Source organism: Aequorivita viscosa (genome assembly GCF_900106795.1).
Classification (GTDB): domain Bacteria; phylum Bacteroidota; class Bacteroidia; order Flavobacteriales; family Flavobacteriaceae; genus Aequorivita; species Aequorivita viscosa.
Genome location: NZ_FNNS01000007.1, coordinates 121,335 through 144,960, shown reverse-complemented (window position 1 = coordinate 144,960; position 23,626 = coordinate 121,335). Strand labels below are relative to the sequence as shown.

Here is a 23,626-nt window from a genome sequence, read left to right as displayed (position 1 = left end):
TTATTTTTAACTACTTTTAAAAAACCATAACTAACCAATGCCTAATAATATTCATTTCGATATATCTGAAAGGAAGGTACTACTCAGAATATTGGACGTTGCTTCTGTTTTAACCTTATTATATTTAGTAGGTGTCATTTTCGATTTTGAGTATTTTATTATAAACTCCGAGCATTGGGTATGGTCTATTGTTTTAAGTGTCTACTTAACTGTTTTTGCGACAATTTTCGAGCTTTATAACCTTCAAAAGGCAAGTAAATTTGAGGTGGTAGTCAAAAATGTAATTATTACATCTTCTATTACGGTACTTTTTTACTTGTTAACACCTTTTTACACGCCAAGCTTACCAACCAATCGTTTGCAAATTGTCTATTTCTTTTTAGCTATTAATGTAGCCTTATTATTATGGCGATATGCTTATATTTCTTTCGTATCAGCTCCGCGATTTTATAAACGTACATTACTGGTAGCACACGGAGAACATGTAGATACAATAGTGGGATCTCTTCAGAAGTCTGACCCGAATTATAAGGTAGTTGGATATTTTGATACATCGTCAAATGATTCTATCGTGATAAGTGATCAAGAAATTGTAAAGCTTAATTTAGATGATTTTGCTCTCATGGCCGAAGACACCACAATTTCTGAAATTGTTGTGTGTACGCCACTCTCTGAGGGTATTACGCTAGAATTGAATAATAAACTTATCAAATTGCTTGAGCGAGGGGTGTCTATACGTGAGTATATTCAAGTATATGAAGAACTAACTCACCGGATTCCCGTTCAGCACGTGGAAAGGGATTTTTATAGATATTTTCCCTTTAGCCGCAATAATCAGAACAAGCTTTATTTGTTTTTTAATAGGATTTTAGATCTTGTGCTAGGTGGCTTGGGACTTGCTTCTGGTTTATTACTATTGCCAATTGTTCTTATAGGGAATCTTTTAGGTAACCGTGGTAGTTTGTTATACACTCAAATTCGAGTTGGTAGAAATGGCGAGCATTTTAAAATTTATAAATTGCGAAGCATGGTCAAAAATGCCGAGGAAAATGGAGCACAATTTGCACAGGAAAGAGATGTACGAGTTACCAAATTTGGAAGGTTCTTAAGAAAAACGCGGTTTGATGAAATCCCTCAGTTTCTAAACGTTTTAAAAGGAGATATGAGTGTTATTGGTCCGCGTCCAGAACGGCCAGAATTTGTTGAGAGTCTTGCAGAGAAGTTGCCATTTTATGAAGTGCGACACGTTGTAAAACCAGGCATTACCGGATGGGCTCAAGTTAATGCTAAGTACGGTTCAAGTGAAGAAGATTCTCTGGAAAAACTTCAATATGACCTTTATTACATTAAACATCGTAGCCTGTTCTTAGATGTGGTTGTAATAATTAAAACATTAAGTACAATCGTTTTTTTTAGAGGACAATAAACATTGGTATTCTGAATATCAATTTTGTTGTGATTGAAATAGATTTATTTTGAATATTTTAGCGACTTTTAAATTCTTCAAACATAAATATCTATTCAAATGAATAAACCTTTTCTTTTAATTTTTTATGTCTTTTTCTTAACTGCTAATTTCGTTAACGCTCAAACTGACGATCAACGCGCACAAATAATAAGTCATTACGACCTTCAGAAATTAAGTGAGCTGGAGCAACAATTTGATAAAACATTCATAGCAGAAAGGGCTAATGCACTACGTTTGGCTGCCATTAATGGATGGAAAGAAACAATTGAACAACCAAACGGAGGTGTCGCTATTTTGGTTGGTGTATTTAGCGATGGAACTCCAAAATATTACCAAACGCATAATCGTGGTGCAGGACAAACCACACGTGCCGATCGTGTACATACCAACGGTGGTGCTGAGTTAAATTTAAACGGTGAAAACATGATTGGCGGTGTTTGGGATGGTGGAAGAACTCGTGCTACCCATCTGCTTCTTGAAAATAGAGTAACGCAAATAGATAATCCTAGTTCGCTAAGTAGTCATGCGACACACGTTGCAGGAACGATGATTGGTACCGGAAGTGTAATAGTAGGAATCGCTAAGGGAATGGCACCAGAAGCTGAATTATTAGCTTACGATTTTCTTAATGATGAATCTGAAATGGCGGCAGCTGCTGCTACGGGCTTGTTGGTTTCTAATCATTCTTATGGGTTGAGAATAGAAAACCTGCCGTTGTGGCGTATAGGCTACTACGACGATAATGCACGAAATCTTGATAATATTGTTTACAATGCTCCATACTACTTGCCTGTATGTTCTGCAGGTAATGACCGAAGATCTGGGCAGAATTCAGGTGATGGAGGTTATGATTATTTGACTGATAAAAGTGTTTCAAAAAATTCAATTATCGCTGCTGCTGTTTATCAAGTAACAAATTATTCAGGGCCAAGCAGTGTTGTAATGTCCAGTTTTAGTAGTTGGGGACCAACGGATGACGGTCGAATTAAACCAGATATTTCAGGTAAAGGTGTAAACACGTATTCTTCAACAGCAAATACTAATAGTAGCTATTCTAGTTATAATGGAACCTCCATGTCATCACCGAGTATTGCTGGAAGTTTACTTTTACTACAACAACATTATAATAATATTCATGGCTTTTTTATGCTTAGTTCAACCTTGAGAGGTTTGGCTTTGCACACCGCAGATGAAGCTGGCAGTGCGCCAGGTCCCGATTATCGCTTTGGTTGGGGGTTGTTAAATATTGAAAAAGCTGCTGAAGTAATTTCCAATAATGGGAATGAATCTATAATTATAGAAGAAGAGTTGGCTCAAGGGGAGGTGTATACCTTTTCGGTACAAGCTGATGGTGTTAATGATCTTGTAGCTTCGTTAACTTGGACTGATCCAGCAGGAAGAAGTCCACAAGCTGGAATTAACGATTTAGACACTCCAATGCTTGTAAACGACCTTGATTTAAGAATTTCTGATGATGGTGGAATTACGTTTTATCCTTGGAAACTAAATCCAGCTATCCCCAATGCAGCTGCTACCAATGGTGATAACACTGTAGATAATATTGAAAAAATAGAAATCGCAAATCCTAGCGGTGAATATATAATTAGGGTTTCTCATAAAAATGTATTAACCAATGATTCACAGGTCTTTTCTTTAATTGTAACCGGTATAAACCGTGAGGATTTTGCCGTAACTACCCATCAAGGTTTTCAGGATTTTTGCCCTGGACAAATTAGTGCTACCTGTAATATTGATTTAGACTTTAGCGATGGTTTCAGTGACACAATTGACTTTTCAGTTTCAAATTTACCGTCTGGGGTTGAGGCTGTTTTAACACCAGATACGTTAAACTCTGAAGGGACGGTTATTCTTACATTAAATAATATCGATGCCTTAGCGCCAGGTGATTATCAAGTAAAGGTAACCGCTACTGGAGCTACAGAAACAGTAAATGTTTATCCAATTATACATATTGTTGATTCTCAGTTATCTGGTGTTGCTCTTACATCTCCCGCTAATGGTGAAATGAACCAACCTTTAGATATGAATTTTACCTGGGAAGACGCAGGTATGGACGCTGAAGAATACGATTTTCAGCTTGCTATGGATGCTGATTTCACAACCGTAATAGCTGATGTAACAATAGAAGAAAACTACACAGCAGTTGATAATTTACTTGAAAACACAGAGTATTTTTGGAGAGTTAGGGCAACGAATGCTTGTGGCGATGGGGAGTATAGTGATGTATTTAATTTCGTGACCGAAACTGTTGTCGGGGTTGATGATAATATGTTAAATGAACTGGTTATTTATCCTAACCCTGCTACTTCTGTTTTAAACATTAAAGCCAACAGTATAATAGATTCAGTAGAGATTATTAGTGTTTTAGGTAAGTCGGTTATACAGACTGTGGAGACAGATTCTAAGGCACAAATAGACACAGGTAATTTAAGAGCAGGCCATTATTTTGTGAGAATTATTTCCGAAAATAGAGTTATTGTCAAGAGATTTATAAAAAGGTAAGAAGCAGAATTTAGTCTACACTTTTTGCTGACAAAAATCTTTATTTTTATAAATACAAAACAGCCTTTAAATATATTTCTATTTTAAAGGCTGTTTTTTTGTTTACGAATAATTCTTAGTTGTCTTTAATTTTAAGAGCTTTAAAAAGGTATAAGTAGCGAATAGCTAAAGAAATGAGTAGCGGTAAAAGACCAATGGCAAATACTTGAACTCCGCTTATCCAATGAACTGTAAGTAACACTAATAATAATAAAAGAAGAAATACATACCTTTTTACAATAATAGAAATTTCTTTTTGTGCAATTACGACCGCCGTTACTATCGAAATAGGAAATGCCCAAAGTAAATTATAGTTATTAGCAGTGGCGGTATGATCTGTGGCAAACCAAAGGAATAACAGAAACACGCCAATCAATCCTGTGCAAAAGAAAATAATTAAGTCTAAAAAGCGGCTTCTAACGTTTTTCTTGTAATCCCTGAAGGTGATTAAAATTATTATAGATCCTAAAACCCCTAAAACGAACAGTGGACTAAGTAAAAAGTTATTTTGCGGCGGAGTAGGAGTGTTTTTAAAAACCGTTTTGGCTGATTTTACCAAAGGTTCGGCATCGTTGTTTCTATGAATAATTGCGTTACTTGAGCCTTCGTATATATAATTGGGTAGGAATTGATACTCAATCGGCTTAGCTTTTAGGTCTATTACGGCTCCTAAGGCTACATCAATCCCTAAACTGCCCCAAGTGTTCGCTTGAAGATTTTGTTGAATAAGATCGCGGAAGCTCAGCTCTTCTGTTATGTAGTCATCTTGATACTCTAATTTGTTTCCGAGCACTTCTTGTAATACATCACGGATTTTTGTAGCACAATTGTCAAAAAAGAAATCGTATTTATACTTTTTGTTTTCGGGAAGAGCGTTATTCCAAAGAAAATCAGAAATGGCCTGTTTTTCAGATTTGGTGAGATTTAGAACTTGCTCCTTTATCCATCGATTTTCTTCAACGTAACGCTGATAAAATGATTGATAATATTCAACTCTTAACTCATAAAGAAGTTTTCCTTGAGCAAATTTTGTGTAAAAGTTTGGAGTGTTAAAATCATAAACTCCATAATTAAAGGCAACGTCAACGCCGCTCAGGGAGTCTTTAATTCTAAATGCACTGTGGCCGAACTTGTCATAAAGCTCAGATCCCGGACCAATTGTGATTATGCTAATTTCTGCAGCAGGAGATAACGCCCCAAACTGCGCATTCGATGCAGTAGCAATAAAAAGTAAGAGTAAAAGAAAGAATTTTTTCAACACAGAGTTTTGTATTTCAACTTGAGGTTTCGTTTCTTGATAAGCTCAAAACTACCTGAATATTTCCCAGTCCAATTTTAGTGAAAACACATTGGAATATAATGCAACGCTTTGATCGCCAATATCGGTAAGAGCATAATCTACGTGTATTCCTTTATATCTGAATCCAACTCCAATATTTGGTTGAAACCCCACTGCATCACTTCCATCGAGTTGCACTGTATTTTGAAAATTTCCAACCCCAGCTCGAACATATACCATTTCGATATAGCCAAATTCAAGCCCTAAGGAAGGTGTAATGCTTGCAAATGAGGTCGAGATAACATCGTTGGTTTCAGCAAATCTGAAGTTAAGGTCTACTTCTGCTAAAAGTGAAAAATCATAATTGTAGACAAATTTGCGAGCTACTCCCAATTGTAATTTTGGAATCGTTATCTCGGTGGTTTCAGGTAATTCTTGATTTTCGCCATCTACAGCACCTTTAATTTCAGCAAACTTATCTTCATCTATACTCCACGCATTAAAAGTGGTTGTTATGTCCCTGGCCATTAAACCAAACATCCATTTGTCATTTTTAAATTGAATGGCGGCATCTAGACCAAAACCCCAGGACGAAGCAAAATCACCAATCACACGTCTTATAACTTTTGCATTAACTCCATAGTTAAAGCCATCGAGCGGTAATTTTCTGGCGTATGAGAATGTAAAGCCGTAATCGGCAGTAGAAAATAAACTGATTCTGTTGTAATCGATGTTTCCTTGTTCGTCTATCAATCTAGTTGTATTCAAGATGTCATCCACGCCAAAGCGGATAATTGAAAGGCCAACGGCACTTCGGTCGTCTAAAGGCATTGCAAAAGCAGCGTAATCGTAATTTGCGATGTTTGCAAAATACGATGCGTGCATTAGGGAGATTTGTTTGTCTTCTAGATTTACTAAGCCGGCAGGGTTCCAGTATCCTGAATTTACATCGGAAGAAGAAGCTACGACGGCATTGCTCATCCCGAAGGCAGCGGCGTCTACACCAATATTCATAAATTCATTTGAATACTTGCGTACTGTTTGGGCTCCTAAAACGGTGGAAAGAAGCATGAAAATAAGGAAGAGGTTCTTTCTCAAGTTGAAAATTTTGGACAAATATCTCACTATTTTGTAGAATACTAAACTATAAATTTGTGTACATATTGTGTTTTGATCCTAATAGACGAAAATACTTTGCTATTTTTACGATTTTATTTCAATAACGGTGAAAATAGAAATAAGGCAAGATTCAATCTATATTTTTTTGAATTATTTTTGCGAAAAAATTATACCTGTAATAGCAACTGACCAATGATAAAGCACATTCCAAATTTTATAACCGCTCTAAATATTTTATGCGGAAGCGTGGCCATTCTTTTCGCAGTTTCCGGAAATTTGATTGTAGCTGCAGTATTTGCTTTTCTTGGAATTTTCTTCGATTTTTTTGATGGTTTGGCCGCCCGGTTGTTGAATGCACAAAGTGAAGTTGGTCTTCAGCTAGATTCGTTGGCTGATGTTATTACTAGCGGCTTAGTTCCAGGAATTATAATGTTTCAACTTATGAATCTGGCTTTTGTGGGTGAAATGCAGACGTTAACCGACGTGTTTTCGGGAAAGGGTTGGAATGTTGGGGTAACTAATTATTTGCCTTTAATTGGTCTTTTAATAGTTGTAGCTTCTGCATATCGACTTGCCAAATTTAATGTAGATACACGCCAAACTACAGGTTTTATAGGTTTACCAACCCCAGCAAATACACTGTTGATTTTGAGTTTGCCTTTAATTATGGAATATCAATTTTCAGAACTGGCTGAAAGTTTAGTATTAAATAAATGGGTGCTAATTGGATTGACTTTAGTTAGTTGTATTCTGTTAAACGCAGAAATTCCTTTGTTTGCCCTAAAATTCAAAACTTGGGATTTTAAAAGTAATGCTGTTCGTTATGTGTTTATAGCGCTTTGTATTGCACTTTTGGTTTTGCTGAAGTTTTTGGCAATACCGATTATAATTCTATTGTACATAGTACTTTCCTTAATTTGGAAAGAGACGGATTAAAAGGTTTTTTTAATTCGTCCTTTTGAGCTTGCCTGCCGAAATTGCACGTAGGTAGGGGTAGGGGGCTAAAACTCTAATTTCTTTTTTCGAAGTTCAAAATTCTGTCCTAAATACACTTTTCGTACCATTTCATCTGCAGCTAGTTCTTCAGGAACTCCGTGTTTAAGAATGCTTCCTTCAAACATTAAGTAGGTTCTGTCTGTAATGGCTAATGTTTCTTGAACGTTGTGATCGGTAATAAGGATCCCGATGTTTTTATTTTTTAATTTTGCCACGATTCGCTGAATGTCTTCAACCGCTACAGGGTCTACTCCAGCGAAAGGCTCGTCGAGAAGGATAAAATGTGGGTCGGTAGCCAGAGCTCGTGCAATTTCTGTTCGTCTTCGTTCACCGCCACTTAATAGGTCTCCACGATTTGTGCGGATATGGTTAAGTCCGAATTCTTCCAAGAGCGACTCCATTTTTTCTCTTTGTTCTTTTTTTGTGCGTTTGGTAAGTTGCAGTACACTCAAAATATTATCTTCTACACTTAATTTTCTAAATACAGAAGCTTCTTGGGCCAAATAACCAATTCCGTGTTGGGCGCGTTTGTACATTGGATAATTTGTGATCTCGGTACCTTCAAGAAAAATTTTCCCTCCATTGGGCTTTATTAAACCAACAATCATATAAAATGAAGTGGTTTTTCCAGCGCCATTAGGCCCGAGCAAGCCTACAATCTCACCTTGATTCACTTCTACGGTAATGCCTTTTACGACTTTACGGCCTTTGTATGATTTTATTAGGTTTTCGGCTTTTAGCTTCATTCTAGTTTTGTTTCGTTTTTAGAAATAGAGGTTCGGAGTTTACCAGCTGCAATTTCAGAACACTACGAATATATCAATTATTTTTTCTTTCGTCTAGCGCTTCCCAATATTCAAATGCTCTTCTTAGGTGAGGAAGTACGATAGTACCTCCTATCAATAACGAGATACTCATTCCTTCAACCACTTCTTCTTTTGTAAGTCCTAGCTTATGGCATTCTTCTAAATGGTAACGAACACAATCATCGCATCTTAAAACTAATGAATTGCCTAATCCCAGTAATTCCTTAGTTTTCTTCGGAAGTGCTCCTTCCATGTATGCGTTTGTGTCTAAATTAAAAATTCGTTTGAGGATTTTATTATTGTCCTCAAGCATTTTTTCGTTCATTTTTAAACGATATGCGTTAAATTCATCTACGATATTATTTGACATGTGCACGTTCTTTTCTTTTTTGTTTCTTAATAACCATTTTTGAAATATAGATACTTACTTCATATAAAATAAGAATCGGAATAGCCACGATAATTTGGCTGGCAACATCTGGAGGGGTTATAATTGCTGATACTGCTAAAACCACTATTAGGGAGAATTTCCTATATTTTCTAAGTGCTTCGGGCGTTACCAAACCAATTTTGGTTAAAATGTATATTATTATAGGGAGCTCAAATATAATTCCGCTTGCCAATACTGAAGTTCGAACCAATGAAATGTAGCTGTCTAAATCGAATGAGTTAATCACTTTTTCGCTGACCTGATAACTTCCCAAAAAGTTAATAGATAGTGGAGTTATTACGTAATAGCCAAACAAAACCCCTAAAAAGAAAAGTAAGGAAGCAATGATTATAAACCCCCGGCTAGAGCTTCTTTCATTTTCTTTTAGTCCTGGGCTTATAAATCTCCAGAATTCATAAAGAATATAAGGAAATGCGATTATAATTCCTGCATAGATAGAGGTCCACATATGTGCAGAAAACTGTCCAGACATTGTACGGCTCTGAATTCGGAAGGGCATTTCATTAAAACAGAAGGCTTCCATTCCCATGGATCTTGAAACGTCGCAAAACAACCGATAGGTTGCAAAGTCTGGTCGGCTTGGTCCAAAAATAAGAACGTCAAAAATGAAACTTTTAAATATGAAAGCTACAACTCCGACAATTACAATTGCAAAAGTGGAACGAACTAAGTGCCATCTTAGTTCTTCCAAGTGATCCAAAAAGGACATTTCTTTTTCTGGGGAAGCTTTTTTCTTCATTAAATAATACCTTCCTTAGTAAGGTTATGTATATGTACTACGCCACAATATTTTCCGTTTTCTTCGGCAAGTATTTGTGTAATCCCGTTTGCATCCATCATTTCCATTGCTTCTACAGCCATGGCGTTATTAGATATTCTTTTCGGGTTTTTCGTCATAATATCTTTGGCAGTTAAACCAGCAAAATTGTCGGTTCTGGTAAGCATTCGCCTTAAATCACCATCTGTAATAATTCCAACAATATTACCGTTTTCAACTACAGCTGTAACTCCGAGCATTTTTTCAGATATTTCAACAATTACTTTCTTTAAGTCGGTGTCTGGGCTTACTTCAGGTTTTTCGTTAAGAGCTGTGAGATTGCTAACGCGCAGATATAGCTTTTTCCCTAAAGAACCTCCTGGATGAAATCGTGCAAAGTCACTACTAGAAAAGCCGTGTAGGTCTAAAAGGCACATGGCTAACGCATCGCCTATAACCAATTGAGCAGTAGTGCTCGCTGTTGGAGCAAGATTGTTTGGGCAAGCTTCTTTTTCTACATAAGCATTAAGTACAAAATCTGCCTGCTGTCCTAAAAATGAATCCCGATTACCTGTTATGGCTATTAATTTGTTGCCAATAGACTTAATAAGTGGAACTAAAACTTTTATTTCTGGCGTATTTCCACTTTTCGAAATACATATAACAGAGTCGAATTCTTGGATAGTACCCAAATCTCCATGGATTGCATCTGCCGCATGCATAAAGATCGAAGGGGTGCCCGTAGAGTTCAAAGTTGCTACAATTTTGGTTGCAATATTTGCACTTTTTCCTATTCCGGTTATAATTACCCTTCCTTTAGATTCAAATATATAGTTTGCAGCACCTGCAAATTCTTCGTCCACAAGGTTGGCTAAATTTGCAATTGCTTTACTTTCAGTTTCAATTGTCTGTTTGGCAATGGAAATTATTCTTTGTTGTTTATCCAAAATTTTAACGCTTTCTAATGTTTGTAACTCTTAGAGAAATTAGTATATTTAAAATTGAAATAATACTATCCAATATTTATGAACTGTTTTCCGTTCTCTATCGATGCGGGTATCGCATCAAGGTTACAAAATTACGATTGTTCTTGCTTTAAACAATATATTGCGTAACTTAATCCTGAATTGAATAACGAAAATTAAAACAACGTGGCAGAACTTGACCTTTATGCATCCTTAAAAAAATATTTTGGTTTTAGCCAATTTAAAGGATTGCAAGAAGAAGTGATAAGAAGCATTCTGGCAGGAAACAACACCTTTGTAGTAATGCCTACAGGAGGTGGTAAATCGCTGTGTTATCAGCTTCCCGCTTTGATGCAAGAAGGAACTTCAATCGTGGTTTCCCCCTTGATCGCTCTAATGAAAAACCAAGTGGATGTATTGCGTTCGCTTTCTTCAGAAGAAGGAATAGCGCATGTACTTAATTCATCCCTTAACAAAACCGAAGTTAAAAGAGTTAAAAGTGATATTGCAAATGGTATCACAAAGTTATTATACGTTGCTCCAGAATCCTTGACTAAAGAAGAGTATGTCGAGTTTCTTAGTGGTCAAAAAATTTCTTTTTTAGCTATTGATGAAGCCCATTGTATTAGTGAATGGGGGCACGATTTCCGACCTGAATATCGAAATCTAAAAAGTATTATACAGCGTATAGGCGACAATATCCCTATAATTGGATTAACAGCAACCGCTACGCCAAAGGTGCAGGAAGATATTTTAAAGAATCTTTCAATGCCAGACGCCAATACTTTTAAGGCATCATTTAACAGGCCCAATCTTTATTATGAAATAAGACCAAAAACTAAAAATGTTGATGCAGATATTATCCGATTTGTAAAACAGAACGAAGGTAAAAGCGGTATAATTTATTGCTTGAGCCGAAAAAGGGTGGAACAACTGGCTCAAGCTTTACAGGTAAATGGGATTAAAGCTGTTCCTTATCACGCAGGTCTTGATAGTAAAACAAGGGTTCGTCACCAAGATATGTTCTTGATGGAAGATGTAGACGTTGTGGTAGCAACAATCGCTTTTGGAATGGGTATTGATAAACCGGATGTGCGATTTGTAATCCATAACGATATTCCAAAATCAATCGAAAGCTATTATCAAGAAACAGGTCGTGCTGGTCGAGATGGAGGCGAAGGTCATTGTCTCGCTTTTTACAGTTATAAAGATATCGAGAAACTCGAAAAATTTATGAGTGGTAAACCAGTGGCGGAGCAAGAAATTGGTCACGCGTTATTGCAGGAAGTGGTTGCTTATGCTGAAACATCAATTTCTCGACGAAAATTTATTCTTCATTATTTTGGGGAAGAATATGACAATGCCACTGGCGAAGGTGGAATGATGGATGATAATATGCGACATCCCAAAAAACAGATTGAAGCGCAAAACGAAGCGAAACAATTGCTCGAGGTGGTTCAAAAAACAAATCAACAATATAAAACCAAAGAAGTGGTAAATGTATTGGTCGGAAAGGTTAACGCCCTAATAAAATCTCACCGGACAGACACACAGCCGTTTTTTGGTTCCGGTGGAGGAAAAGAGCCTGCTTATTGGACAGCCCTTTTGCGACAGTTGTTGGTAGCTGGCTATTTAAAAAAAGACATAGAAACTTATGGGGTTATTCATTTAACTGAAAAAGGGAAAGAGTTTATCAAGTCGCCCTCTTCGTTTATGATGACCGAGGATCATTCTTTTAAAGATGCCAATGACGACATAATTGTGTCGGCATCGCGAGGGGTTGAAACTGCAGATGAAAATTTATTTAAACTTTTAAAAGCAGAACTTAAAAAAGTCGCCCAAAAGTTAGAGCTTCCGCCATTTGTAATTTTTCAAGAACCTTCTTTAGAAGACATGTCATTGAAGTATCCGGTCACAATGGATGAACTTGCAAATGTTCATGGAGTAGGAGAGGGAAAAGCTAAAAAGTATGGTAAATCGTTTCTGAAGCTCATTCAAAATTATGTAGAAGAAAACGATATTATTCGCCCAGAAGACTTTGTTGTAAAATCTACCGGAAGTAATAGTTCTTTAAAACTTTACATTATTCAAAATGTTGATCGAAAACTAGCCTTACCAGATATTGCTGATGCCAAAGGACTTGAAATGCCCGATTTCATTAAGGAAATGGAGGCTATTGTTTTTAGTGGTACTAAATTGAATATAGATTATTGGATCGACGAAGTTTTAGATGATGAACAACAAGAAGAAATACACGATTATTTCTTAGAAGCTGATACTGACGAAATCGAGGTGGCTTTAGAAGAATTTGAAGGCGATTATGAAGAGGAAGAACTTCGCCTATATCGAATTAAATTTATAAGCGAGTTAGGAAATTAATGAATAACAAATTCATCGGATTTCGATTTAAATAAAAAAACAAAAAGCGTTCGCAATCTAGTTGTTGAACGCTTTTTTAATGTTTGCTAATCTTCGTTTATTATCCCTATCCTTAATAACTTCCCGTTTATCGTATTCCTTTTTTCCACGACAGAGTGCAATATCCATTTTTGCCAAACCTTTATTATTGGTAAAGAGTACCAGAGGAATAATAGTAAGGCCAGAGTTTTTAACTTCTTTTTCTAGTTTTTTGAGTTCACTGCGGTTTAGTAACAATTTTCGTTCACTTTTTGGACTATGATTAAAATTGCTAGCATGGCTATATTCTTGTACTGTCATATTTATTACGAATAATTCGCCGTTACTAAACTCGCAAAAACTTTCGGCAATTGAAGCTTTTCCTTCACGAATCGCCTTTATTTCTGTGCCACGAAGCACAATGCCTGCCGTATAAGTATCAAGGATTTCATACTCAAATCGCGCCTTTCGGTTTTTAATCTTTACGTTTTTCTGTATTGCCATAGTTGCAAAAATAAGATAATTAATTTCGAGAATTCAAAATTGAATTCAAAATCAAAATTGAATCTATAACTGTGTCATGTTATGCCAGGTGTGTATTCCAATTCTTTTATTTTACCGAAATGGTTTCCGCTATTGTATCTTCTCCTTTAATACTTACCTTAAAAAGTGTGGAGTTGTCATTATCGTCCATGTCTTTATATTCTTCTCTGCCAATGAGTGTGTTTACTAATGTTGGAATTGTATTGCTGTGACCGACAATTAGCACATTTTTTCCTTGGGTTTCTTTTAAAAAACGTTCTATTTCAATATTATGGGGGTCGTAAACAGTGGGTTCAATGTTTTTTTGAAGTGCTGTATTGGCTATTGTTTCTTTATTTCGAAGGTATTTTGTAGTGTAAATCTGGTCAATCTGATAATCTTCAAAATAAGTCGCCCAACGCTCTGCTCGTTTCAATCCAGCTGAATTTAAATTTGGGTCTTCGTTTTTAGGGTTCGTTCTGTCCTTTTCGGCGTGACGTATTAAATAATAGGTTGTTTTTTGTTCTACGGAACTCCTATTGTCAACTTGATGGTTGTTGTGTATCAATTCTGTGTTATTGGTTTGCTTACAAAAAGTAAAGATTGACAATAGAATTAACAAATAGATATAGCGTTTCATAGTAAGGAGTCTTTAAAATAACACTTTTTAAGATAGGTTAGCAAAGTTATAACTAAAACTCGGTATTCTTTAATATTCCTTTATCAATAATGTACGAGGTGAGGCAGTATCTTTATAAAAGTAAAAACGAATATTAATTTAACTAAAAACTATAATTATGAACGAGGATCAATTTAAAGGAAAATGGAAACAAATTAAAGGTGAAGTAAAGCAAAAATATGCTGATCTTACCGATGATGATTTGTTGTATGCCGAAGGAAAATCAGACGAATTGCTTGGTCGCCTTCAAGAAAAAACTGGCAAAAGCAAAGAACAATTAAAAGATGAAATAGCCAATTGGTAAACTAAAATCAATTTGAGATTTAGTTTCATTTGAAACAAAATCCCTTATTCCTCAAATAAATAATGAAGGATAAGGGATTTTTTCATGAAATGCCTTTATACTTTAATTTGTTTAGGGTTAGATTTATTGAGTTACTATGTTGATTATAAGGTGCAAGTGATTAATTTTAACGATAAAACTAAGCTTTGCCATAGCGATTAACTTATTGGTTGTTTATGAATATATAAGCATTTAATATTCAAACTGGAATAATTGAGCAAGGCTTTAAAAAATAATAATAAACCTTAAATATTTTGTTCAAGATTACCTAATTTTGCAGTCTAAAATTTATTTAGCAATCATAAATCTATGAAATTTCTATCTCCTCACATTTACCTACTTATTTTTTTTGGGTTTTCAACCTTTCTTCATGCGCAAGATGGAGTTGGAGTAAATACTACTACTCCTCGTACTACCCTTGAAGTGGCTGGTGATACACATATTAACGGAGCTATTAATGTTAATGTGTTAAATCAGGTTTCTGATTCCGATAATACTGCGATATTGGGACAAATTGACACAGACTTTATAAAAGAATTAAACGTCAATGCTGCCGGTACCGCAATTGCATATTTTCAAGAATACGACATATCAAATATGGGTGGTAGTGGTGATTGGATTCGCAACTTGAATACCAATGTGAGTTCCGCAAATTACGTTATGACAATCATTTCGGTTTATTTTAATAAAGAGCTGAGAATGGATTATGCTCCTAATAATTTTGTGATTCCTTATGCCTCTGCTTTTATTGAAAATGGAACATGGCATATAACAGCTGATTACGCTTCCGCTTATCCTGTTTCTAACACACCTGTAGGTCGATGGATAATAAGCACGCTAATACTTTCAAAAGATTTCTCTAAACAGTTCCCGCAACAAACCGTTAACTTATCTGGCACCAACAATGCTAGAAGAGGGGGTGCTGCAACAACTCCAGTAATTGATTAATTATGAAAAACTATAGTACACTACTTTTTATTTTCCTTTCGCAATTTATTTTTTCTCAAGTTGGTGTTGGTACAGACAATCCAACTCCTGGATATGCACTTGATGTGAACGGCTCTATGTTGGTTCAAGAGGATTTTAAAGTTAATGGGTATTCAAATGCGGGCATATCGAGTAACGATTTTAAACTTTTAGTAAGAATCCTTAATTCAACACCACCTGGTGAAGTGGCATATCTCGATATGGCTAATGTTGCTGTAGGCCCTGTAAATATCGCAGATTATGTTTTTACAAATCTTTCACGTGATAATGTAACAGATGTGGATTTACAATTTAGTGCTACAGATTATATTGTGGGGCTCGCAAATTTTCAATATATAGGACAGCATATTGTTAAAGGGTCGGGTGCTACTATCGGGCATTTTCGAACTAGAACTTTCATTCGAAATGGTACTTGGCATCTTGAAATGAGAAACGTTTCTAGAGATGCGGCTTCCAATAATGCGATAACATATAATGTAACACTCATTGTGTACGACAGAAGATATTTTAAAGAACTTCCTACTTTGTCGCTTGATATGAATGGTGGTGTTGATGGCAGTATTCCTGCCCCTGTTGGACTTTAATATTTTAAAATTATGAAATATAGTTTATTTGTTTTTTCAATACTTGTGTTGAATAGTATAAGTTTGGTGGCCCAAGTGGGTATTAACAATACCAATCCAACGGCAACCCTTGATGTGGTTGGCGATGTTTTATTACAGGGAAAGTTGTATTTAGAAGAGCCAGGCAAGTATACTTCTAGTCCCACTTCTAAGCTGTTAATGGTTGACAACGTTAACGGAGTAGTAAATAAATATGATATAGCCACTAGCTCGTTTGGTCCATTAAATTATGTGAGATTTGTTTTTATTAATACTTCAGACTACGGTCTTGATGCAGGATATGACACGAAAATTAGTGCTACAAAATATACAGTTGCGGTTCACGGTTATTCTTTTACCCGTAACGGTGATACTAACTTGACGTTGAGATCAACTACAAACAATACTTATGTTGAAGGACATCAATTTTATGCCTATGTAGATGGAAATACTAATACTTGGTGGCTAAAAGCTTTTGTAAATAACAGCCGATTTTATATAGGTACTAATTTAACACCTGTGGATTTATCTTTGGATTTAATTGTCTACAGAAATAACTTTATCACTAAAATTTGGGACACTCCGCAAACCGTAAATATGGGTGGGAACGCCACTGCTACAGCTCCTCTACCAGCAGGGTTTTAAAAGTATTAACGTTATTTTAAATCGTTTTATAACAGGCTCTATACAATTGTATTTAGCCTGTTTTTATTTGCTGCTAGTTCTCTATTCCTCTCTTTGAACAAGCCATTAAGCTATTGGTGTGTTACATTAGTACTAGTGGCTTTCATCAATCCTTTTTAAGCGAATAGTGTGATGGGTAAAAAATTTCAGTAAATTTGAAATGTGAAAAACTCCACCTCATTAACGGGCATCGCGCTCCAAAAGTTTAAAAGAAACTTCTGGGGCGTTTTCAGTTTTTGTTTTTTGTTAGGCTGCGTTCTGCTTGCCATCTTTGCCTACGCCTTGGCGCCAGATAATTCGCGCAATGCAAACCAAATGCATCTTTCAATTCATTCTAAAAACCCAGGGTTTACGGTGAAAATGTTAACCATTCCTAACGAGGTAGAAGAACAAAATCCGTTGTCTGTTTTTTTCTTCGGAAAGGAGAATGTAGATACGGAGATTCCAGTTTCAGAATTTTCAATGACAAGCGAAGGCATAGAAATTATTGAATATACTCCCGATGGATCAGGGGGTCTGCAGAAAGAATATCCGCTTTCACTTTTTCCGAAAGCTGCTGCTGTTAACCAAATCGCGGACACCTATATTTCAGAAAAGAAATTCTTGCTGGGCACGGACAAGTACGGTCGTGATCTATTGAGCAGAATGTTGATTGGGATCCGAATTTCCTTGGCCATTGGGTTTGTAGCAGTTTTTATTTCGTTGGTCATCGGGGTTACTATGGGAGCTATAGCGGGCTATTATGGCGGGAAGGTAGATACCGCTATTATGTGGCTTATTAACGTTACTTGGTCTATTCCTACCTTGCTTTTGGTCATTGCCATTACATTAGCGCTAGGCAAGGGGTTTTGGCAGGTGTTCATCGCCGTAGGCCTAACAATGTGGGTTGAGGTTGCCCGTGTGGTTCGAGGGCAGGTAATGGGCGTAAAACAGATGCAATACGTAACGGCAGCCCGAGCTTTGGGGTTTAACGATTTCAGGATAATTGTAAAACATATTTTGCCAAATAGTATGGCGCCAGTAATCATCATTTCGGCAGCCAATTTTGCAGGGGCTATTTTAATTGAAAGCGGGCTCTCCTTTTTGGGAATCGGAGCGCAGCCACCCATTCCGAGTTGGGGCGGTATTATAAAAGATCATTACGCCTATATTATTTTAGGAAAACCCTTTCTCGCCCTAATCCCTGGATTGGCAATTATGAGTCTTGTAACTGCTTTTATGCTGATAGGCAATGCGCTTCGGGATGCGATGGATGTGCGGGGATAGGTTCAAGAGCTCAGTGTTCAGTGGTCAGTAATCAGTGGACCACGAATACACGAATATTTTATTATCTGTACTCCGTGAATTGTTAAGAAAGAGCTGTTCTCAATTTTATTTAGAATGAACCGAAAATACATTTACCCGCTAGTAATTATAATTTTAACTGTCGTCTTGTATTATGCCGACGATTTGTTCGAAAAGGATATTACTTCAGTTTCGGATACTTCGATAGCAACGCAGCGAAATTCTGAAGAATTTGACGATACTTTCCTTTCTGCTTCCACCACGGGAGCCATTGTAAAACACAACTTTTACACCCTTTCCTATTCTGAAGCTCACGAACAGGCAGAGTGGGTGGCTTATGAGCTAAGTAAAAGTGACCTTTCCAGGAATGACTTTAAAAGGCCTTATTTTATTGAAGACAATAAGGTGAAGACGAAATCTGCGGACTGGCGAAACTACAAAAACTCTGGCTACGACCGTGGGCACTTGGTTCCGGCAGGGGATAGAAGAATGTCTATTGAAGCTTATAACGAAACATTTTTTACCAGTAATATAAGTCCGCAAGACCGTGAGTTTAATTCGGGTATTTGGAACCGTTTAGAGCAAAAAGTTAGGTATTGGGCAGATAAATACGATGGGGTTTATGTGGTAACTGGTGGAGTTTTAAAAGGAGATATGAAAACCATTGGCGATGAAAATGTTTCAGTTCCCAATGAATTTTATAAGATAGTCGTAGATGTAACCGATGGAAATTATAAAGCCATATCATTCATTATTCCGAACAGACCCTCCAGTCAAACTTTTTATAAATATGTCGTTTCCATTGATGAAATAGAAGCTAAAACTGGAATTGACTTCTTCCCAAACCTACCTGATTCTATAGAAACTAGCCTAGAACAACAGGTAGATGTAAAAGTGTGGGGGCGAAAATGATTTATATTGTTTTACATTAGTGTCCGATTAAAATATTTCAAAATTCCGTTCAGCCAAAGCTGACAGGCACTAAAAGAATTTTTATTAAAGCGATAGCTTGCTATTAAGCTCACCGCTAAAATGTAACAACTAAAAAGTATACTTAATCCATTTAACTTAACTGTCAACCCATTAAGAAGCAAGTCTTATGTCCTACGTCTTTCAGCGAAGCGGTCTTCCATCTTAATCGGACACGACTAATTATTTTATGAAACTTAGAACAATAATTGTTTTTACTATTTAAGAATGATACTAATTTGCTGCATCTAATTTCACAAATATAAAAAGTAGGATGGTAAAGCCCCAAAGTGCTGACCCTCCGTAACTAAAGAAGGGGAGAGGAATCCCAACAGTGGGAAAAACGCCTAATACCATTCCAATATTTACAAAAAAGTGAATAAATATGATAGCGGCAACACTATATCCGTAAACCCTGCCGAATTGACTTTTTTGTTTTTCTGAACGATAAATAATTCGGGTAATTAGTCCGATAAAGAGTAATACGACTACCATGCTTCCAAGGAATCCCCATTCTTCACCTACTGTACTAAAAATATAATCTGTGTGTTGTTCGGGCACAAAGTTACCTTTGGTTTGAGTTCCTTGCGTCCATCCTTTGCCAAACCATCCGCCATTGCTAATTGCAATTTCACTTTGGTTGGTGTTGTAACCAATGCCACGTGTATCTACTTCTTTTCCTAAAACGATATTAAATCGGTCGCGGTGATGTTGTTTAAATACGTTGTTGAAAATGTAACTTACAGAAAACGCGAATCCAATGCAAGCAGTTACAATAAAGACATATTTTAAAATTTTGGGTCGTTTTCGTCTATTCTTATAATATAAAATACCAGCTAATAAAACGATTGCAATAGCAGCCCAGATTACTCCAAAAGCGAGCGTTGAAACAAATATTACCGTTGCAAATAGCCCCAAAAGTAAGTATACTCCGTGTAAGCCTTCTCTATATAGCGGAAATACGAAAGCGGCATAAACCAACACGCTTCCTGGGTCGGGTTGCATAATAATTAAAACAACAGGCAGTGCTAATATTATGAAAGCACTAATTTGGTGTTTCAGTTCTTCCATATTTGTTTGAATATCACTAACGTATTTTGCGAGTGCAAGTGCGGTAGCGGCTTTAGTAAATTCGCTTGGTTGAATACTAAATCCGCCAAAGTCGTACCACGCAGTAGTTCCAGCAATTGTACGCCCAAAAACAAATAATCCTACCAACGAAAGCAAGGATGCAATGTAAATAACACTGGCGTAATTTTCATAAAATTTTGATTCTATGGCTAAAATGAAAATAATTAAGACTAAACTCAGGCCTATCCACATCATTTGTTTGCCATAAATTTGAGTAAAATCTAAATAGCCTTGAGCAGAATCACTTAATGACGCTGAATAAATATTAACCCAGCCCATAGAAACTAGAGCGATATATATAAATATTATCAACCAATCAAACCGTAAGTGTGTTTTTGTTGCTCCCATTATCTATTTATAGTAAATGGTTGTCCGCTATAGGGTTTGGCGTATTCGGCTTCTAGACTTCCGTTTAGAACAAATTTTTCCATATCTGTTCTAGTAATTTCACCCTTAAGATATTTTTCAATCATTAGCCCGGCAATTCGGCCCGCCCAACGAGATCCCCAATATCCGTTTTCAACAAATACTGCTATGGCAATTTTAGGATCGTCTTTAGGAGCAAATGCAACAAAAATAGAATGGTCGGTTAGTTGCATACGCTTACCATTTATTCGTGTATAATTTTCGGCTGTTCCGGTTTTTCCACAAATTTCGATTCCTGGAATACGAATTGATGCTGCGGTACCACGTTCATAAACTTGATGCATTCCTTCAACAACTGGCTCAAAATGTTCAGCAGATACGGTGCTGTAGTGCTTTTCTTTGAACTTACCCGGAATGGTATCGGGGCCAATAATATTTTTGATAATGTGAGGTGTATAGTAAAACCCGCGATTGGCAATTACTGCCGTAAAATTGGCCATTTGAATAGGAGTCAACAATACTTCTCCTTGGCCAATAGAATTTGAAATGGTAGCCAACGAAGACCATCTGTGTTGTGGATATTGGTGTATTCTATTGTAATATGTAGAGGTTGGTATATTTCCCCGCTTTCCGCTTGGCAAGTCGTACCCTAGAAAATCACCAAGTCCGAAACTGGATAAATGTGCCCGCCAATGGTCAATTCCTTCTTGAGGATTTGGATATTTATCCATTGTACTTTTATAAACAGTACAGAAGTAAGTGTTGCAAGAGTTTGCGATACTAGAAACCATTGAAACAGGACCTCGATGGTGACATCTTAAAACTCTTCTTCCAAAATGATATCCGCCTTGGCAGTTTACAATTTCAGATTCGCTTATAGCTTGTTCTTCTAAAGCAATGAGAGCAGTTAATGCTTTAAATGGCGATCCTGGTGGATATTCACCCATTAACACTCGATCATATAATGGTTTCGCAATGGTGTCATACCACAATTTGGTGAAGTTTCTTGAACGGTCTCTCCCTACTAACAAAGCAGGGTCGTAGCTAGGAGCTGTTATAAGAGCCAAGATTTCACCTGTAGCAGGTTCTATAGCAACGATGCCGCCTCGTTTATTAATCATTAACTCTTGTCCGTACTTCTGAAGTGTGGCATCAATAGTTAGTTGAATATCTTTACCTCTTGTAGGTAAGGTGTCGTAAATACCGTCTTTATAGGGGCCAATATCGCGATTGAATCTATCCTTTTGAATGTATTTTACGCCTTTTTCACCCCGTAATACATCTTCATATTCTTTTTCTACGCCGGCCGTTCCTATTAATTCCCCCATCTGGTAATACGGGTTTTTCTGAATAATAGCATTATTAACCTCGGCTATATAACCCATGACATTTGCAGAATGATCTACCTGATATTCGCGTAACGAACGTCGTTGTATGTAAAACCCTTCGTATTTATGCATTTTTTCAGACAGGGAGGCATAATCGGCTTTGTTTAACTGCGGAACCACTACAGAAGGCAATCGAGGGGAATACACTCTTGCTTTGCGGAGAATTTCTTTAAATTCTTCATTCGTGATTTTTAAAAGCCTGCAGAATTCTAAAGTGTCAAGTGGTTTAACGTCTTTCGGAATAACCATCACGTCATACGACGGTTGATTAGAAACCAACAATTTGTTGTTGCGATCAAACATATACCCTCGTTGTGGGTAGTCGTACATAATTTTTATCGCGTTGTTTTTATCTAAAGAATCTGAAGCGCCGTCGAACACTTGTAAATAGAAAAGCCGAGCAGTAAAAAGCACACCGCTTATTAAGACAAGTATGTAAAGAACAGCTTTTCTCACGTGGTTTTTTTAGTGAATATTATTAAGCTCCCAAGAATGAGTACAAATGTGAATATACCTGAAAATAACGTAGACTTCAACAAAAGTAAGGTGTGTCCAAAGCTGAAAATTTCAAGGGCAAACATTACAAAATGATGAAGAAACACGATTGATGCAACGTATAGGATACGCTCGGTTGCGCCAGATTTTTTAAGGTTTATGGTGTTGTATTCGTAACTAGTCCCAAAAGAGTATTTTAAAACTAATGGCCTGATGTAAGCAACGAAAGCGCAGGCCGCAGCGTGAACTCCTCCCGAATCTTCAAAAATATCAACAGATAAACCAAGCAAAAAACTCAGGAATATAAGAAGCGTTGTATTTCCGTCTGAAGGATATAGCAGAATAAAAAGTATGTACACATAAGGGTTTATATAACCTCCTAAGTTAATGTTATTCAGCAGAAATACTTGTAGAAAAACAAGCAGTACAAAACGGGCGATATTGATTAAGATTTCTTTAGTCTGCATCGTCCACGCCTTTTTCTAATTGCAATATTTCGGCAGCTTCATTGTTTTTAATTAAATAAACATGTTGAAGACTGGTCATATCGTTGAATAACTTTACATTGATATAATAGTAGTTGTCATCTTTATCTGAATGATAGTCTTGAACCACACCAATTAGGATTCCTTCCGGAAAAATTGTTGATCTTCCACCCGTAATAATTGTATCACCTTTTTCAATTTTCGCAATACGCGGAATGTCGATTAGCTGTACTACATTAGGATCTTTGGTGTTCCAAATTAAAGTGCCAAAGTGATTCGACTTTTTTAGTTTGGCGTTTATTCGGCTTCTGGTGTTTAGGATTGTCTGCACCATAGCATAGTTTTTCGAAATATCACTAACAATTCCTACAAGGCCGTGACTGGAAATTACTCCCATATCTATTTCAAGTTCATCGGCGCTTCCCTTATCTAAAGTTATTTGATTTTTGGTTTTTGAATAGTTATTGTTGATAACGGTAGCAGATAAATAGTCAAATTTTGGCAGGGCGATCGTATCTAATGCCGGTAAGGGTGCAATGTCTCTAAATTTTTCTAACCGCTTACGTAGAATAAGGTTTTCCTCTAGTAGTTTTTCGTTTGCAGTTCCTAAGTAAATATAATCGGTAAGACTGTTTTTAAATTTAAAAATACCTCCAGTTACATAGTTTGCAGAACTAATAAATTTATCGTTGTGATAATTATGAGTTTGGATGGTTAGCAGAATCGAGACAATAAACAGCACGGCAAACACCATGGAATTTTTGTTTCGGATGAAAAAGTAAATAATCTGCTGCATCGCCGTTCGTGCTTATTCAGGTATTTTAAGTCTCAGTTACAACCCTGAAGACATTTTTTTGCTTTGAATGGGAATCCCGAAAATTACGCCCATTT

22 protein-coding genes are annotated in these 23,626 nt (G+C 36.5%); 10 read left to right on the top strand and 12 right to left on the bottom strand.

Annotated elements, in window-relative coordinates:
* Nucleotides 1-37 precede the first annotated feature (37 nt).
* A complete protein-coding gene (locus BLW28_RS05960) occupies nucleotides 38-1,426 on the top strand; it encodes an exopolysaccharide biosynthesis polyprenyl glycosylphosphotransferase (protein ID WP_073219624.1) in 1,389 nt (462 codons plus the stop codon).
* 99 nt (nucleotides 1,427-1,525) lie between these two features.
* Nucleotides 1,526-3,991, top strand: coding sequence for a S8 family serine peptidase (locus BLW28_RS05955; protein ID WP_073219621.1), 2,466 nt, complete (start codon nucleotides 1,526-1,528; stop codon nucleotides 3,989-3,991).
* A gap of 115 nt (nucleotides 3,992-4,106) precedes the next feature.
* Here the strand turns inward: BLW28_RS05955 and BLW28_RS05950 are convergent, their stop codons facing one another.
* Both BLW28_RS05950 and BLW28_RS05945 read right to left on the bottom strand, forming a co-directional pair.
* The gene (locus BLW28_RS05950) at nucleotides 4,107-5,291 is read right to left on the bottom strand and encodes a lipoprotein N-acyltransferase Lnb domain-containing protein (protein ID WP_234946489.1); all 1,185 of its coding nucleotides are present in this window, start codon (nucleotides 5,289-5,291) and stop codon (nucleotides 4,107-4,109) included.
* A 48-nt stretch (nucleotides 5,292-5,339) separates the two neighbouring features.
* The gene (locus tag BLW28_RS05945) at nucleotides 5,340-6,380 is read right to left on the bottom strand and encodes a putative type IX sorting system protein PorV2 (RefSeq protein WP_073219614.1); all 1,041 of its coding nucleotides are present in this window, start codon (nucleotides 6,378-6,380) and stop codon (nucleotides 5,340-5,342) included.
* 240 nt (nucleotides 6,381-6,620) lie between these two features.
* On the opposite strand from BLW28_RS05945, the gene BLW28_RS05940 reads away from it, so the two are divergent.
* Nucleotides 6,621-7,364: a CDP-alcohol phosphatidyltransferase family protein gene (locus BLW28_RS05940; RefSeq protein ID WP_073219611.1), complete on the top strand. Its 744-nt coding sequence runs from the start codon at nucleotides 6,621-6,623 to the stop codon at nucleotides 7,362-7,364.
* A gap of 65 nt (nucleotides 7,365-7,429) precedes the next feature.
* Here the strand turns inward: BLW28_RS05940 and lptB are convergent, their stop codons facing one another.
* From lptB to BLW28_RS05920, 4 genes are all read right to left on the bottom strand, one after another.
* A complete protein-coding gene (lptB, locus tag BLW28_RS05935) occupies nucleotides 7,430-8,170 on the bottom strand; it encodes an LPS export ABC transporter ATP-binding protein (protein WP_073219608.1) in 741 nt (246 codons plus the stop codon).
* A 73-nt stretch (nucleotides 8,171-8,243) separates the two neighbouring features.
* Nucleotides 8,244-8,600, bottom strand: a complete 357-nt coding sequence (locus BLW28_RS05930) for a carboxymuconolactone decarboxylase family protein (RefSeq protein WP_073219605.1) — start codon at nucleotides 8,598-8,600, stop codon at nucleotides 8,244-8,246.
* Entirely contained in the window at nucleotides 8,590-9,420 is an 831-nt protein-coding gene (gene tatC, locus BLW28_RS05925; protein ID WP_073219600.1) for a twin-arginine translocase subunit TatC, read from the bottom strand. The genes BLW28_RS05930 and tatC overlap by 11 nt, the downstream gene beginning before the upstream one ends.
* Nucleotides 9,420-10,385: a KpsF/GutQ family sugar-phosphate isomerase gene (locus tag BLW28_RS05920; RefSeq protein ID WP_073219597.1), complete on the bottom strand. Its 966-nt coding sequence runs from the start codon at nucleotides 10,383-10,385 to the stop codon at nucleotides 9,420-9,422. Before BLW28_RS05920 ends, tatC begins: the two co-directional genes overlap by 1 nt.
* Before the next feature lie 204 nt (nucleotides 10,386-10,589).
* Here BLW28_RS05920 and recQ point away from each other — a divergent pair, with 204 nt between their 5' ends.
* Nucleotides 10,590-12,782 carry a DNA helicase RecQ gene (recQ, locus tag BLW28_RS05915; RefSeq protein ID WP_073219594.1) on the top strand — a complete coding sequence of 731 codons (2,193 nt, stop codon included), beginning with the start codon at nucleotides 10,590-10,592 and terminating at the stop codon, nucleotides 12,780-12,782.
* Between the two features lie 57 nt (nucleotides 12,783-12,839).
* On the opposite strand, the gene smpB is transcribed toward recQ, so the two are convergent.
* Both smpB and BLW28_RS05905 read right to left on the bottom strand, forming a co-directional pair.
* On the bottom strand, nucleotides 12,840-13,304 hold the full coding sequence (smpB, locus tag BLW28_RS05910) for an SsrA-binding protein SmpB (RefSeq protein ID WP_073219590.1): 465 nt from the start codon (nucleotides 13,302-13,304) through the stop codon (nucleotides 12,840-12,842).
* A gap of 106 nt (nucleotides 13,305-13,410) precedes the next feature.
* Complete coding sequence (locus BLW28_RS05905) at nucleotides 13,411-13,962, bottom strand: SixA phosphatase family protein (RefSeq protein ID WP_083540749.1); 552 nt, start codon at nucleotides 13,960-13,962, stop codon at nucleotides 13,411-13,413.
* A 157-nt stretch (nucleotides 13,963-14,119) separates the two neighbouring features.
* Between BLW28_RS05905 and BLW28_RS05900 the strand changes: the two genes are divergently transcribed.
* From BLW28_RS05900 to BLW28_RS05875, 6 genes are all read left to right on the top strand, one after another.
* The gene (locus tag BLW28_RS05900) at nucleotides 14,120-14,305 is read left to right on the top strand and encodes a CsbD family protein (protein ID WP_073219588.1); all 186 of its coding nucleotides are present in this window, start codon (nucleotides 14,120-14,122) and stop codon (nucleotides 14,303-14,305) included.
* A gap of 348 nt (nucleotides 14,306-14,653) precedes the next feature.
* Nucleotides 14,654-15,292 (top strand): hypothetical protein, encoded by a 639-nt coding sequence (locus BLW28_RS05895; protein ID WP_073219585.1) that lies wholly within the window; start codon nucleotides 14,654-14,656, stop codon nucleotides 15,290-15,292.
* Nucleotides 15,293-15,294: 2 nt separating this feature from the next.
* The gene (locus BLW28_RS05890) at nucleotides 15,295-15,915 is read left to right on the top strand and encodes a hypothetical protein (RefSeq protein ID WP_073219582.1); all 621 of its coding nucleotides are present in this window, start codon (nucleotides 15,295-15,297) and stop codon (nucleotides 15,913-15,915) included.
* A gap of 12 nt (nucleotides 15,916-15,927) precedes the next feature.
* Nucleotides 15,928-16,578, top strand: coding sequence for a hypothetical protein (locus BLW28_RS05885; protein WP_073219579.1), 651 nt, complete (start codon nucleotides 15,928-15,930; stop codon nucleotides 16,576-16,578).
* A 201-nt stretch (nucleotides 16,579-16,779) separates the two neighbouring features.
* Complete coding sequence (locus BLW28_RS05880) at nucleotides 16,780-17,883, top strand: ABC transporter permease (RefSeq protein WP_073219576.1); 1,104 nt, start codon at nucleotides 16,780-16,782, stop codon at nucleotides 17,881-17,883.
* A 114-nt stretch (nucleotides 17,884-17,997) separates the two neighbouring features.
* Nucleotides 17,998-18,813, top strand: a complete 816-nt coding sequence (locus BLW28_RS05875) for a DNA/RNA non-specific endonuclease (RefSeq protein WP_073219573.1) — start codon at nucleotides 17,998-18,000, stop codon at nucleotides 18,811-18,813.
* 291 nt (nucleotides 18,814-19,104) lie between these two features.
* Here BLW28_RS05875 and rodA read toward each other — a convergent pair whose 3' ends face one another.
* The 4 genes from rodA to mreC are packed head-to-tail and all read right to left on the bottom strand — an operon-like array spanning nucleotide 19,105 to nucleotide 23,531.
* The gene (rodA, locus tag BLW28_RS05870) at nucleotides 19,105-20,349 is read right to left on the bottom strand and encodes a rod shape-determining protein RodA (protein ID WP_073219569.1); all 1,245 of its coding nucleotides are present in this window, start codon (nucleotides 20,347-20,349) and stop codon (nucleotides 19,105-19,107) included.
* Nucleotides 20,349-22,211 carry a penicillin-binding protein 2 gene (gene mrdA, locus BLW28_RS05865; RefSeq protein ID WP_073219566.1) on the bottom strand — a complete coding sequence of 621 codons (1,863 nt, stop codon included), beginning with the start codon at nucleotides 22,209-22,211 and terminating at the stop codon, nucleotides 20,349-20,351. The genes rodA and mrdA overlap by 1 nt, the downstream gene beginning before the upstream one ends.
* On the bottom strand, nucleotides 22,208-22,717 hold the full coding sequence (locus BLW28_RS05860) for a rod shape-determining protein MreD (RefSeq protein ID WP_073219563.1): 510 nt from the start codon (nucleotides 22,715-22,717) through the stop codon (nucleotides 22,208-22,210). The genes mrdA and BLW28_RS05860 overlap by 4 nt, the downstream gene beginning before the upstream one ends.
* Nucleotides 22,707-23,531, bottom strand: a complete 825-nt coding sequence (gene mreC, locus BLW28_RS05855; protein ID WP_073219561.1) for a rod shape-determining protein MreC — start codon at nucleotides 23,529-23,531, stop codon at nucleotides 22,707-22,709. The genes BLW28_RS05860 and mreC overlap by 11 nt, the downstream gene beginning before the upstream one ends.
* Nucleotides 23,532-23,626 lie beyond the last annotated feature (95 nt).